Raw genomic sequence first — 13,797 nt, 5'->3', positions numbered from 1 at the left:
AAATTGTGCGAAGTGACATGATCAAAAAAGGAATCGACCGCGCGCCGCATCGTAGCTTATTATTAGCGGCAGGCGTTAAAGAGGAAGATTTTAATAAACCATTTATAGCGATTTGTAATTCATATATTGATATTGTTCCAGGTCATATTCATTTAAGGGAAATGGCTGATGTTGTAAAACAAGCGATTCGAGATGCTGGTGGAGTTCCATTTGAGTTTAATACGATTGGAGTCGATGATGGAATCGCAATGGGGCATATCGGAATGAGGTATTCGTTACCAAGTAGGGAAATCATAGCCGATGCAGCCGAAACTGTTATTAATGCACATTGGTTTGATGGCGTATTTTATATGCCAAACTGCGATAAAATCACACCTGGGATGCTAATGGCAGCTGTTCGTACAAATGTACCAGCAGTTTTTGTATCAGGTGGACCAATGGCAGGAGGACTATCTAAAGATGGAAAGGCTCTATCTCTTGTTTCAGTATTTGAAGGTGTAGGTGCTTTTAAATCAGGAAAAATGAGTGTAGAAGAATTACTCGATATTGAAAAATCAGCATGTCCTACATGTGGATCATGTTCAGGAATGTTTACAGCAAATTCAATGAATTGCATTATGGAGATGCTCGGTGTAGCACTACCATATAACGGAACTATACTTGCAACTAGTAAAGACAGACATCAATTAATCCGTGATGCAGCCTTACATCTAATGGATTGCATTGAAAACGATATAAAACCAAGAGATATTATTACAAAAGAGGCAATTGATGATGCGTTTGCACTAGATATGGCAATGGGTGGATCGACAAATACTGTTTTACACTTAATGGCCATCGCAAACGAAGCAGGTGTTGATTACGACTTAAAGGATATAAATGACGTAGCTAGAAGAGTACCTTATTTATCTAAAATTAGTCCCGCTTCGCACTATTCAATGCATGATGTACATTTAGCCGGTGGTGTTCCAGCAATTATTAAAGAACTTACTACCATTCCTGGAGCAATCAATAGTGACCGCATTACAATTACTGGAAAAACTTTATTCGAGAATGTGCAAGAAGCTACAATCACCAATAGTGAAGTGATTCGTAAAAAAGAAAATCCTTATTCACAAACAGGCGGATTATCGATCTTACATGGGAATCTAGCCCCAGACGGTGCAGTTATTAAAGTAGGTGCGGTTGACCCTTCAATCCAAACATTTATTGGTGAAGCAATTTGTTTTGATTCACACGATGAAGCAGTTGAAGCGATTGACAATGGTCTCGTTAAAGAGGGGCATGTCGTTGTCATTCGATATGAGGGTCCAAAAGGTGGACCTGGAATGCCTGAAATGCTTGCACCAACTTCATCAATTGTCGGAAGAGGTTTAGGAACAAAAGTTGCGTTAATTACAGATGGTCGTTTTTCAGGTGCTACCAGGGGAATTGCAATCGGACATATTTCTCCAGAAGCGGCTGAAGGTGGACCAATTGCATATATTGAAGACGGCGATGAAATCATAATCGATCTATTATCAAGAAGTATTACATTATCAATTTCAAACGAAACGTTAGAATCTCGTAAATCATCATATAAATTACATGAACCAAAAGTTAAAACGGGTTATTTAGCAAGATATGCAAAGTTAGTTACTTCTGCTAATACAGGTGGAATATTAAAAATATGAAAAAGCATTGAAAGAGAAAAGTAGTTATGAAAAGGTTCTTCAGAGAGTCGGTGGCTGGTGTGAACCGATGACCTTGATTAACGAAACTCACTCTTGAGTGTCAAGCTGAATTAATTTGTAATGTAAGCTTGAACGTTGGTCACGTTATAGCCAGATTTTGGTTAGCCAAAATCCCAAAGTTAGGTTATTAACCTAAGAAGAAGGGTGGTACCGCGAAAAGTCTTTCGCCCCTTCAGCATCTGCTGAAGTGTGGAGTTATGGCTTTTTTTATTGCGAATAAATGGGTAAATTTTATCCAAAAATGGAGGGAAAAGTAGAAATGAGTCATCATTCGATGAGAACTCTGTCAAAAGAATTGTCAGGTGCAAATTTACTAATTGATGCTTTGAAAAATGAAAATGTTGAAATGATTTTTGGTTACCCTGGAGGGGCAGTATTACCATTATATGATGCACTTTATGATGCTGATATTCCTCACATTCTAGCAAGGCATGAACAAGGAGCAATCCACGCTGCAGAAGGATATGCACGTGTGACTGGTCGACCAGGAGTTGTAATCGCAACAAGTGGTCCAGGTGCAACAAACGTAGTGACTGGTTTAGCAGATGCGATGATGGATTCATTACCACTAGTTGTTTTTACTGGTCAGGTTGCTACAAATGTAATCGGAACGGATGCCTTTCAAGAAGCAGATGTTATCGGAATTACAATGCCAGTTACAAAACATAACTACCAAGTGCGTAATGTTGAAGATGTACCACAAATCGTAAAAGAAGCATTTCATATTGCTTCAACAGGTCGTCCAGGTCCGGTGGTCATCGATCTACCAAAAAATATGATGGTTGAAAAAGGAGTGAAAAAGGACGAAGTAGAAGTTCAACTACCTGGTTATCAACCGACTTATGAACCAAATTATCTTCAAATTACAAAGTTAATTGGAGCAATTGAAAAAGCTAAAAAGCCAGTCGTATTAGCTGGAGCAGGAATATTACATGCAAAAGCAGCTGATGAGTTTACTGAATTTATTAAAAAGTTCAATATCCCAGTTGTAAATACGCTATTAGGGCTAGGTGGATTTCCAGCAAATGAGGAATTATTCCTAGGAATGGGAGGCATGCACGGAACTTATACAGCAAATATGGCAATGTATGAAAGTGATTTACTGATTAACATCGGAGCAAGATTTGATGATAGGTTAACGGGTAATTTAGCACACTTTGCTAAAAATGCGGTTGTAGCACATATCGATATAGACCCTGCTGAAATAAACAAAGTAATTCCGACAAATATTCCAATCGTTGGATGTGCTAAGGAAGTTCTGAAAGTTCTATTAAAACAAAAAGTAGATAAACAAAATAATAGTGAATGGTTAGAACTACTTAAAAGCCGTAAAGAGGCCTTTCCTTTACAGTATGAACCGAGTAGAGAAGTCATTAAACCACAAACTGTCTTAACTTTACTTCATTCGATTACAAATGGGAAAGCGACGATTTCCACTGATGTAGGTCAACATCAAATGTGGGCGGCTCAGTATTATCCTTTTGACAAACCACATAAATGGATTACGTCAGGTGGACTAGGAACGATGGGATTTGGTTTACCAGCTGCAATCGGAGCACAATTTGCAAAGCCTGATGAATTAGTTGTAGCCATTGTAGGTGATGCCGGATTCCAAATGACATTGCAAGAATTGAGCATGATCAAGGAACATAATTTACAAATTAAAATTTTAATTTTAAATAATGCAGCTTTAGGAATGGTAAGACAGTGGCAATCAGCTTTTTATAATGACCGCTTCTCTAGTTCTCTATTAGACTGCCAGCCTAGTTTCACAAAACTTGCTGAAGCTTACGGTATTAAAGGGATGACAATCTCAGATCCAAATTTAGTTGAAAGTCAATTAAGAGAAGCAATTGAATTTGATGGGCCAGTTTTAATTGATTGTCGAGTACATCAAGCTGAAATCGTTACACCAATGGTACCACCTGGTAAAGGGATCCATGAAATGGAAGGGGTGAAATAATGAAACGAGTCATTACATCAACTGTATTAAATAACAGTGGCGTACTTAACCGAATTACAGGAGTGATCTCGAGAAGACGCTTTAATATCGAAAGTATTTCTGTAGGACATACAGAGCTAGATCATATTTCAAGAATTACGTTTGTCGTTCATGTAGAGGATTTACAACAAGTTGAACAATTGATTAAACAGCTTCACAAGCAAATTGATGTGATTAAAGTAGCAGATATAACAGAAGAATCAGTTATTGCTAGAGAACTAGCCTTAATAAAAGTAAGTACAAATGCAGCTACAAGAAATGAAATTTATAGTCTAATTGAACCGTTTAGAGCCTCGGTTATTGATGTAAGCCGTGATCAGATAGTCGTTCAAGTAACTGGAACTTCTGATAAGGTAGAGGCTTTGATTGAATTATTAAGACCTTTCGAACTAAAAGAAATAGCTCGAACAGGTGTAACCGCATTTACTAGATCCGCTAAACATAAGGAGCATGCTCAAAAGCTACTCTCTTATTAAATAAAAATATAAAACATAAAAAAATTGGAGGAATTTGAAAATGGCTAAAGTATATTATGGTACAGACGTGAAGGAAAATGTATTAGTAGGGAAAACGATTGCTGTAATTGGATATGGATCACAAGGTCACGCACATGCTTTAAATTTACATGATAATGGTCATAAGGTAGTTGTTGGTTGTCGCCCTGGTAAATCATGGGATGCTGCAGCAAATGACGGACTACATGTAACTACAGTTGCAGAGGCTTCAAAAGCAGCAGACGTAGTTATGATTTTATTACCAGATGAGCATCAACCAACTGTATATAAAAATGAAATTGAACCGTATCTAGAAAATGGTAATGCTCTTGCGTTTGCACACGGATTTAATGTTCACTTTGATCAAATTGTACCTCCTTCTAATGTTGATGTATTTTTAGTAGCTCCAAAAGGTCCAGGACATCTTGTTCGACGTACTTTTGTCGATGGTGCAGCGGTTCCAGCATTATTTGCTGTTTACCAAGATGTAACAGGCGAAGCAAAAAACGTAGCACTTTCTTATGCTGATGGAATTGGCTCTACTAGAGCAGGTGTTCTTGAAACATCATTTAAAGAGGAAACTGAAACAGATCTATTCGGAGAACAAGCGGTACTATGTGGTGGTGTAACTTCTTTAGTAAAATCAGGATTTGAAACATTAGTAGAAGCAGGTTATCAGCCAGAAGTAGCATACTTTGAGTGTTTACATGAATTGAAGCTAATCGTTGATTTAATGTACGAAGGCGGAATGAGCTATATGAGATACTCAATTTCTGATACTGCACAATGGGGTGATTTCGTATCTGGTCCTAGAGTAGTTGCCAATGAGTCAAAATTAGCGATGAAAGATATTTTAGCAGAAATTCAAGATGGTACATTTGCTAAAGGCTGGATTAACGAAAATAAAAATGGTCGCCCAGTTTTTAATGAAATTAATGAAAGTGAAAAACAACATCAGTTAGAAGAGGTTGGAGAAAAACTTCGTGCAATGATGCCATTTATCCAAAGAAAAGAAAAGGTCGAGGTGAAATAAAAAATGAGTAAAATTCAGTTTCTTGATACAACATTACGTGATGGCGAACAATCTCCTGGGGTTAATTTAAATCGATTTGAAAAGCTCGAAATTGCAAGACAACTAGAAGCTTTAGGTGTTGATATCATTGAGGCTGGTTTTGCCGCTTCCTCAGAAGGTGACTTTTTAGGTATTCAAGAGATTGCGAGACAGATTCGTTCTGTCTCCGTCTCAAGCCTTTCTCGAGCAAAAGATTCTGATATTAAAACAGCATGGGATGCTTTAAAAAATGCTGCAGAACCGAGACTTCATATATTTCTAGCAACAAGTGACATTCATATGAAATATAAATTAAACATGACGAGATTAGAAGTTTTGGAAACTGCTAAACATTGTGTACAGCTTGCAAAATCCTTTTTTCCAAAAGTCCAAATTTCAGCTGAGGATGCCTGTCGTACTGATCGAGCATTTCTTGCAGAATTCGCAGAGACTGCCATTAAAGCAGGGGCAGATGTAATTAATATTCCAGATACTGTCGGTTACACAAGTCCTTCAGAATACTACGATTTATTTAAATATTTACAAGAGAATGTACCTTCTTATCATAAAGCTATTTTTTCTTGTCACTGTCATGATGACCTAGGAATGGCAGTAGCGAATTCTTTAGCTGCTATACAAGCTGGAGCAACTCAAGTAGAATGCACCGTAAATGGAATTGGGGAAAGAGCAGGAAATGCAGCACTAGAAGAAATAGCCGTTGCACTACATATTAGGGAAGATGTTTACCGGAAAAATACTAATTTACGATTACATGAAATTACGAAGACAAGTGAACTTGTTAGTCGTCTTACAGGTATGGTTGTCCAGAAGAATAAAGCAATTGTTGGTACAAATGCATTTGCTCATGAATCAGGTATTCACCAAGATGGCGTATTAAAAGAGCCAACAACATATGAAATTATACCCCCATCATTAATTGGACTTTCTACAAATTCATTAGTATTAGGGAAACATTCAGGGCGTCATGCTTTTACTGATCGATTAAAAGAACTTGGATTCAACTTTTCAACAGAAATTATAAACGAAGCGTTTATTCAATTTAAAGCTTTGACAGATTCGAAAAAAGAAATTACAGATGCAGATTTATTAAACATTATTAGTAAGTGGAGCAAAAAGGAGGTTCTAAAATGAAATTAAAAATCGCATGTCTTCCAGGAGACGGAATCGGACCAGAAATTATGAGTTCAGCAGTACAGGTTTTAGAACAGATTGCACAATCTTATCAACATGACTTTACTTTTTCAACAAATTTATTCGGAGGTCACGCGATCGATGAAACAGGCACTTCATTACCGAAAGAAACATTAGATAATTGTTTAAATTCGGATGCCGTATTATTGGCAGCAGTAGGTGGACCAAAATGGGATCAAGGTGTTGAACGGCCAGAAAGTGGTTTATTAAGGTTAAGAAAATCACTTAATTTATATGCAAACATTCGACCAGTCGATGTTTACGACGAACTTGTAAATCATTCTCCTTTAAAATCTGAACAAGTAAGAAATGTAAGCTTTGTCGTTGTTCGTGAATTAACAGGTGGAATTTATTTTTCCGAACCTCGATTCCATAATGAAAATGAAGCAACTGATACGCTTTCCTATACGAGAGAAGAAATTGAACGAATTGTAAAGTATGGATTTGAGTTAGCAAAAACTAGAAAAGGTAAACTTACATCAGTTGATAAAGCAAATGTATTAGAATCTAGTAAACTTTGGCGAAAAATTGTAAATGAATTAAGTTCAAACTATCCAGAAGTAGAAGTTGAGCATATTCTTGTTGATGCAGCTGCGATGGAGTTAATTCGAAACCCAAGAAGGTTTGATGTAATCGTTACTGAAAATTTATTTGGGGATATTTTAAGCGATGAAGCTTCCATGATTACTGGTTCATTAGGAATGCTACCTTCTGCAAGTAGATCTGGCAAGGGTCCTTCATTATATGAACCAATTCACGGTTCAGCACCAGATATTGCTGGACAAAATAAGGCTAACCCTATTGCAATTTTAAGGTCCGTAGCGATGATGCTTTGCGATTTTAACTTAGTTGATGAATCAAACTCGATTGAAAACGCGATTGTTAATTCAATAAATAATGGCTATTTAACAGGTGACCTAGGTGGTAAAAGTTCAACGGTTGAATTTACAGAACAAGTAGTAAAGGAATTACAATTTCAAACAGTTGGAGGTAGTATTCGATGAAACAAACATTGTTTGATAAACTTTGGCAAAATCATGTTGTAACTGGTGAAGTGGGTAAACCACAGCTTTTGTATATCGATTTACACTTAGTCCATGAGGTAACTTCACCGCAAGCTTTCGAAGGATTGAGATTATCTAATCGAAAAGTAAGAAGACCAGAATTAACATTTGCGACGATGGATCATAATGTACCAACACAAAATCAATTAGTCATCACTGACTTAATTGCTAAACAACAAATGGATACGTTAAGAAATAATTGCCAGGAGTTCAATATTCCTTTAGCAGACATTACGGATGAGGACCAAGGCATTGTCCACGTAATTGGACCAGAACTAGGGTTAACTCAGCCAGGAAAAACAATTGTCTGTGGAGATAGTCATACATCTACACACGGTGCATTTGGAGCTTTAGCTTTTGGTATTGGAACAAGTGAAGTTGAACATGTTTTAGCAACACAAACTTTATGGCAAGTTAAGCCGAAATCAATGGGTGTGAAACTTGATGGTAAGCTTCCAAAAGGTGTATATGCTAAAGATATCATTCTCCATTTACTAGCCACTTATGGTGTATCAATGGGTACTGGATATGTCATTGAGTTTTATGGTGAAGCAATTAAAAATATGTCAATGGAAGAGCGTATGACTTTATGTAATATGGCGATTGAGGGGGGAGCAAAAGCAGGATTAGTTGCTCCTGATCAAAAAACTTTCGACTATTTAAAAGGTCGAAAATATACAGTAAATTCATATGATGAAAAATTAGTAGAATGGAAGAAATTATATACAGAAGAGGGAGCAACATTTGATAAAACAATTGAAGTAGATGTAGCAACCCTTGCACCTTACGTAACTTGGGGAACAAATCCTGGAATGGGCGTAAGAATTGATGAAGCCCTTCCAAAAGCGAAGGATGAGAACTACGAACGAGCTTATGAATATATGGGATTAAAGCCAGAAATCACACCTAATGAGATTCCAGTTCAACATGTATTTATCGGTTCATGTACAAATTCTAGATTGTCAGATTTAGAGGAAGCGGCAAATTATCTAAAAGGAAAGAAAGTAAAATCTGATGTGCGTGCATTAGTTGTTCCAGGATCAAAAAAGGTTCGTAATGCAGCGATGGCAAAAGGACTACATAAAGTCTTTATAGAAGCAGGATTCGAATGGAGGGAAGCTGGTTGTTCAATGTGTCTAGCAATGAATCCAGACCAAGTACCAGCTGGAGAACATTGTGCATCTACTTCAAACCGAAACTTCGAGGGAAGACAAGGTAAAGGAGCAAGAACACATTTAGTCAGTCCAGTAATGGCAGCGGCTGCTGCAGTACATGGTCACTTTATTGATATTCGAAAGGAGCAAGCAAATGAAACCGTTACGTACGCATAAAGGCACAACAGTATCAATTATGTTAGATAATATCGATACAGACCAAATTATTCCAAAACAATATTTAAAGCGAATAGAACGAACTGGATTTGGAGAATTTTTATTCGATGAATGGCGATATCATGATGATCGCTCACCAAATCAATCTTTTTCATTAAATAATGAGGAGCGAAAAAATGCTTCAATCTTAATAAGTGGAAATAATTTTGGTTGCGGTTCATCTAGAGAACACGCACCTTGGGCGTTAAATGATTATGGATTTACAATTATAATTGCTGGTAGCTTCGCAGATATTTTCTACAATAACTGTATAAAAAATGGTATGCTCCCAATTGTCTTAAATGATGAAATTCGCTCACAATTATCTACACTAAGTGGAAATCAAGAAATTGAAGTAGATTTGGAAAAACAAGTCGTAAAAACAGTATTTGGGAACTTTGATTTTTCAATCGATCCTGTTTGGAAAGAAAAGTTACTTAATGGCTTAGATGATATTGCGATTACAATGAAATATGAAAATGACATTGAGAAATATGAAAAATTACACGCATAACTAAAATAGGAAGTGTCTTATAAGTTAACATACTTATGAGATACTTCTTTTTAATTGCAAACATGAAGATTATGGAAAATAGGTAAGATACTCCCTATTTAATGCAAATTTGTCGATAAAATTAATTTAAATGAAAATAGTTGTTTGAATATTTGGATTATTGTTTAATAAGATTAAATACATTATTAAATTAGAGAGAGGTGATTAAATTGAACCTAAAAATTATTGTAGATAGTTCTTCGGATATTCCAGCGGATTTATTGAAGAAATACGATATTTCAGTCATTCCATTAAGGGTCTATGACCAATTAGAAAAGGAGTATCTTGATGGAATAAATTTACAATCACGTGAGTTAATGCAAAGAATGAAAAATGGAGAGAACTTTACTTCATCTTTACCTTCTTACGATGCAATTTATCAAACTTTAGTCTCGTGTAGTACAGATCAAAATTGTGTCTATCTTACTTGTTCTGGTGACTTATCTGGTACGTATAATTTTGCACAATTAGTAAAACTAGATATTTTAGAAAACAATCCAAATGGCTCTATCCATATTATCGATACTAGATCAGTATCACTAGGAATTTGCGTATTAGTTATGGAGTTAATAGAAGGCTTAAATAATAATGAATCATTTGAGAATTTAATGAAACAATTAAATCACAATATAAATAAGATCCAACATATTTTTACGATAGAAGACCTCCAATATTTAATACGAGGCGGTCGTGTCGGTAAGTTTGCCGGATTTTTAGGCGGCATGCTAAATATAAATCCGATCATGGAAGTAAGCGAAGGAAAATTTAAACCACTTGAAAAAGTACGAGGTCGAAAAAAAGCATTAAATCGAATGCTAGAGTTAATGAAGATCCGAAAAGATGAACTTAGTAAAAATGTTGGAGTTGTATATGGGGTAAAAGATGATTCCACCGAACAATTTATTAAACAATTAAAGGATCTAATTGGAAGTGAACAAATAATAGAAAACTCAGTTGGTTCAGCAGTCGGCGTTCACACTGGTCCTAGTGCAATAGGGATCTTTTTTCTAGCTAATTAAGAAAATTCATTTCGACTCTCAAAGTGGTGAGAGTTTTTTTGTTTAGTAAAACTTTCTATTTAAAAAATATATGGATATAATAAAAAAAGTTTAATAGGAAATAAGAATATATTTCTGCTACTTATAAAGAGACATGTTTATTGATGATAAAACAACTTCTGACAAAGTGAAGTGTAAAAATATTAGAAAATTTGTAATTTTTAAATTGGAAATTACTGCTATTTTGAATATAGTAGATTATTCCTGTGGAAATTAATTTTGGTAGGATAGAAGTTTAAGTTGCCACTATTTCAATAGGAAAGAACGTTCGAAAAACTAGGGTGATAATCTATGTAAATAAGGACTATTGGTGGATTGCAGTTTTTTACAACTGCATATGCAAACAAAATTACCTAAAGTGCAATTAAAATTGTTAATACTGCAAACAAATTATTTGAACAGCAATTAAAAACATCAAATGTTCAAATAAAAATGTTAAAACTGCAAATAAAATATCTAAAACTGCAAATAAGATGCTCCAATCTGTATGCAACGTTCAAAATAATCTTAAAATCTAGAGAATCTTTTATAAAAAGCTTTCAATTAGAACAAAAATAGAAGTATTTTGCAAATAATGGCCAGTTTTTTATGAATATAGATCCTTTGTGTTTTCTCACTCTAACCAGGGTATTTGAAGGAATTTCACGTACCGAAATTGAGTGAATAAAAATAAAAACACATAACTATTCGATAAAGTAAAACAAAAACCTATTAAAATCTAAATTCCTACCCTAAAACTCACAAACCATAACACTTATATCTCATAATCCACCTCCTATTTTCCCCCACAATCTTTCCTACCTAATCATTTTACTAAACCGTATTTAACTTTTTTGGTAAAATAAAAATTGAGTAAGATTGATTAATCGTCTTTTTACATATTTAAATTCTTTCATTAATAGGAGTGATATAATTGAAAGCTTATATTTTAAGAGACACTAAAGGGCCAGAGTCACTAAAATTTGAAAATGTTGAGATTGGTATTGTTCATCCTAATGAAGTAGTCATTAAGTTAAAGGCAGCATCATTAAACAGACGTGACTTTTTTATAACGCACGGTATGTATCCAGGGATGAAATTAGATGGAATTTTAGGATCTGACGGTGCTGGTGTTATTGAAGCTATAGGAGATGAAGTAACGGGGTTTTCTGTAGGTGATGAAGTTATCATGAACCCGAGCTTAAACTGGGGAGATCGTGACGATATTAATTCTGATGAATTCACTGTACTTGGAATGCCTTCTAATGGTACATTTGCTGAATTTATTAAACTAGAAGTTGAAAATGTTTATAAAAAACCTGCGTACTTGTCATGGGAAGAGGCAGCAGCAATACCATTAGCTGCACTTACTGCATATAGAGCATTAATTACACGTGGTCAATTACAAAAAAATGATACAGTATTGATTCCAGGTATTGGTAGTGGGGTAGCATTATATGCATTACAAATTGCTGTAGCATTCGGGTCAAAAGTACTAGTTACATCTAGTAGCAATGAAAAAATTGAAAAGGCAATTGAAATAGGAGCGACTGCTGGTTTTAATTACCGAGAAAATGATTGGTATAAAAAACTTCGTAAAGAATTTGGATTTGTAAATCTTACAATCGATGGAGTTGGTGGAGAATCATTTAATCGATTAATTGATTTGACTGCTCAAGGTGGAAGAATCGTATCATTCGGTGCTACAAATGGACCAGTTCCTCAAACAGTATTGCCAAAAGTGTTCTTTAAAAATATGGATATTAGAGGGACTACGATGGGAAGTCCAAGAGAATTTGAACAAATGTTGGCATTTTTTGAAGAACATAAAATTAAACCAATTATCGATCAATCATTTGAATTTACGGATGTCATTAGTGCATTACAACATATGGGTGAAGGAAATAATTTTGGTAAGATTACCGTTAAAATTGGTTAATTTGTATCGTTTTTTACAAGTTTGTCTTCAATCAAAAGAACTGAACTATACAGTTCTTTTTTTTGCTCCTTGATAAATTACAGTTAACATCATATGATTATTACAAATGTAATATTTAAAAAATTTAGTATTTTGAGTATTGTAAGCGTTTTAACGAAGTGATTAAATATTTTGGGGGGCTTATAATGAAACATTCTTACTTAACTAGAGAACATGAAATCTTCCGCACGGCTCTTAGAAAGTTCTTACAAAAAGAAGCTGTACCATTCTATGAAGAGTGGGAACAAAACAAAATGATCCCTAGAGAATTCTGGGATAAATTAGGAAATGAAGGATTTTTGTGTCCTTATGTTGACGAAAAGTATGGCGGGTTAGGTGTAGATTTTGGCTATTCAGTCATTATTATAGAGGAACTTGAGAAAGTTGGTTCAAGTTTAGTTGGTGTAGCATTACACAATGATATTGTTGTACCTTATTTGACTGCTTATGCAAATGAAGAGCAAAAAATGGAATGGTTACCTAAATGTATTTCAGGTGAATATATTAGTGCAGTTGCTATGACTGAACCAGGTGCTGGATCAGATTTAGCAAATATTAAAACAACTGCGGTAAAAGAAGGGGAATACTATATCGTTAATGGTGAGAAAACGTTTATTACGAATGGTATTCATTCAGACCTAATCATCATTGCAGTTAAAACGGATACGACAATTCGACCTGCTCATAAAGGAATAAGCTTACTAGTTGTCGAAAAAGATACAGTTGGGTTTTCTAGAGGAAAGAAATTAAATAAAGTAGGACTTCATAGCCAAGATACAGCTGAATTAATTTTCCAAGATGCTAAAGTGCCTGTAAAGAATCTATTAGGAGAAGAAGGAAAAGGCTTCTATTACTTAATGGAAAAATTACAACAAGAAAGATTAGTAGTTGCTTTAGAAGCATTAGTTTCAGCAGAAGAAATGCTGAAAGTGACAACTGAGTATGTGAAAAGTAGAAAAGCATTTGGAAAATCAATTGCTGGGTTCCAAAATACTCAATTTAAACTTGTAGAATTGGCTACTGAAATTGAAATTGGTCGCACTTTCATTGAGGACTTAATTTATAAGCATATGGAGGGCGTAAATGTTGTTAAACAAGTATCAATGGCAAAATGGTGGATTACAGATTTAGGTAAAAAAGTAGCTTCAGAGTGTCTTCAATTGCATGGTGGATATGGATATATGGAAGAATACGAGATTGCTAGACGTTTCAGAGATATTCAAATCATGTCAATTTACGCAGGTACAAATGAAATCATGAAGACAATTATTGCAAAACAAATGGGATTAAATTAATCCAGACT

Annotated in this window: 10 protein-coding genes, 1 pseudogene and 1 other annotated feature; all 11 genes and pseudogenes read left to right on the top strand. The window is 35.0% G+C overall.

The features are described from left to right. The first annotated feature begins 5 nt into the window (after positions 1–5). The 11 genes and pseudogenes from ilvD (at position 6) to ABEY15_RS14955 (ending at position 13,789) form a co-directional block, all read left to right on the top strand. A complete protein-coding gene (gene ilvD, locus ABEY15_RS15005) occupies positions 6–1,673 on the top strand; it encodes a dihydroxy-acid dehydratase (RefSeq protein WP_429890973.1) in 1,668 nt (555 codons plus the stop codon). Next, positions 1,672–1,908, top strand: a binding site (T-box leader). Its footprint overlaps the gene before it by 2 nt. A gap of 99 nt (positions 1,909–2,007) precedes the next feature. Next, on the top strand, positions 2,008–3,696 hold the full coding sequence (gene ilvB / locus ABEY15_RS15000) for an acetolactate synthase large subunit (RefSeq protein ID WP_429891083.1): 1,689 nt from the start codon (positions 2,008–2,010) through the stop codon (positions 3,694–3,696). Beyond that, positions 3,696–4,211, top strand: coding sequence for an acetolactate synthase small subunit (gene ilvN, locus ABEY15_RS14995; protein ID WP_097977647.1), 516 nt, complete (start codon positions 3,696–3,698; stop codon positions 4,209–4,211). Before ilvB ends, ilvN begins: the two co-directional genes overlap by 1 nt. Before the next feature lie 40 nt (positions 4,212–4,251). After that, the gene (gene ilvC / locus ABEY15_RS14990) at positions 4,252–5,262 is read left to right on the top strand and encodes a ketol-acid reductoisomerase (RefSeq protein ID WP_429890972.1); all 1,011 of its coding nucleotides are present in this window, start codon (positions 4,252–4,254) and stop codon (positions 5,260–5,262) included. A gap of 3 nt (positions 5,263–5,265) precedes the next feature. After that, a pseudogene (locus ABEY15_RS14985) lies at positions 5,266–6,387 on the top strand (2-isopropylmalate synthase); the annotation flags it as partial. A gap of 41 nt (positions 6,388–6,428) precedes the next feature. Next, complete coding sequence (gene leuB / locus ABEY15_RS14980; RefSeq protein ID WP_429890971.1) at positions 6,429–7,496, top strand: 3-isopropylmalate dehydrogenase; 1,068 nt, start codon at positions 6,429–6,431, stop codon at positions 7,494–7,496. Continuing rightward, entirely contained in the window at positions 7,493–8,887 is a 1,395-nt protein-coding gene (gene leuC, locus ABEY15_RS14975; protein WP_429890970.1) for a 3-isopropylmalate dehydratase large subunit, read from the top strand. Before leuB ends, leuC begins: the two co-directional genes overlap by 4 nt. Next, positions 8,865–9,440, top strand: coding sequence for a 3-isopropylmalate dehydratase small subunit (gene leuD, locus ABEY15_RS14970; protein ID WP_429890969.1), 576 nt, complete (start codon positions 8,865–8,867; stop codon positions 9,438–9,440). The genes leuC and leuD overlap by 23 nt, the downstream gene beginning before the upstream one ends. Positions 9,441–9,649: 209 nt before the next feature. Further along, positions 9,650–10,498 (top strand): DegV family protein, encoded by an 849-nt coding sequence (locus tag ABEY15_RS14965; RefSeq protein ID WP_429890968.1) that lies wholly within the window; start codon positions 9,650–9,652, stop codon positions 10,496–10,498. 952 nt (positions 10,499–11,450) lie between these two features. After that, on the top strand, positions 11,451–12,455 hold the full coding sequence (locus tag ABEY15_RS14960) for a zinc-dependent alcohol dehydrogenase family protein (RefSeq protein WP_429890967.1): 1,005 nt from the start codon (positions 11,451–11,453) through the stop codon (positions 12,453–12,455). A gap of 185 nt (positions 12,456–12,640) precedes the next feature. Then, positions 12,641–13,789 carry an acyl-CoA dehydrogenase family protein gene (locus ABEY15_RS14955; protein ID WP_429890966.1) on the top strand — a complete coding sequence of 383 codons (1,149 nt, stop codon included), beginning with the start codon at positions 12,641–12,643 and terminating at the stop codon, positions 13,787–13,789. Positions 13,790–13,797 lie beyond the last annotated feature (8 nt).

This window comes from Gottfriedia acidiceleris, from assembly GCF_050457485.1.
GTDB lineage: Bacteria > Bacillota > Bacilli > Bacillales > Bacillaceae_G > Gottfriedia > Gottfriedia acidiceleris_D.
This window is presented reverse-complemented; position numbering and strand designations above follow the sequence as displayed.

What these genes read in the sequence shown, in the direction of transcription:
- ilvB (WP_429891083.1), top strand. Translation starts at nt 2,008, where the DNA reads ATGAGAACTCTGTCAAAAGAATTGTCAGGTGCAAATTTACTAATTGAT.
- leuC (WP_429890970.1), top strand. Translation starts at nt 7,493, where the DNA reads ATGAAACAAACATTGTTTGATAAACTTTGGCAAAATCATGTTGTAACT.
- ilvC (WP_429890972.1), top strand. Translation starts at nt 4,252, where the DNA reads ATGGCTAAAGTATATTATGGTACAGACGTGAAGGAAAATGTATTAGTA.
- ilvN (WP_097977647.1), top strand. Translation starts at nt 3,696, where the DNA reads ATGAAACGAGTCATTACATCAACTGTATTAAATAACAGTGGCGTACTT.
- leuB (WP_429890971.1), top strand. Translation starts at nt 6,429, where the DNA reads ATGAAATTAAAAATCGCATGTCTTCCAGGAGACGGAATCGGACCAGAA.
- leuD (WP_429890969.1), top strand. Translation starts at nt 8,865, where the DNA reads ATGAAACCGTTACGTACGCATAAAGGCACAACAGTATCAATTATGTTA.
- ABEY15_RS14955 (WP_429890966.1), top strand. Translation starts at nt 12,641, where the DNA reads ATGAAACATTCTTACTTAACTAGAGAACATGAAATCTTCCGCACGGCT.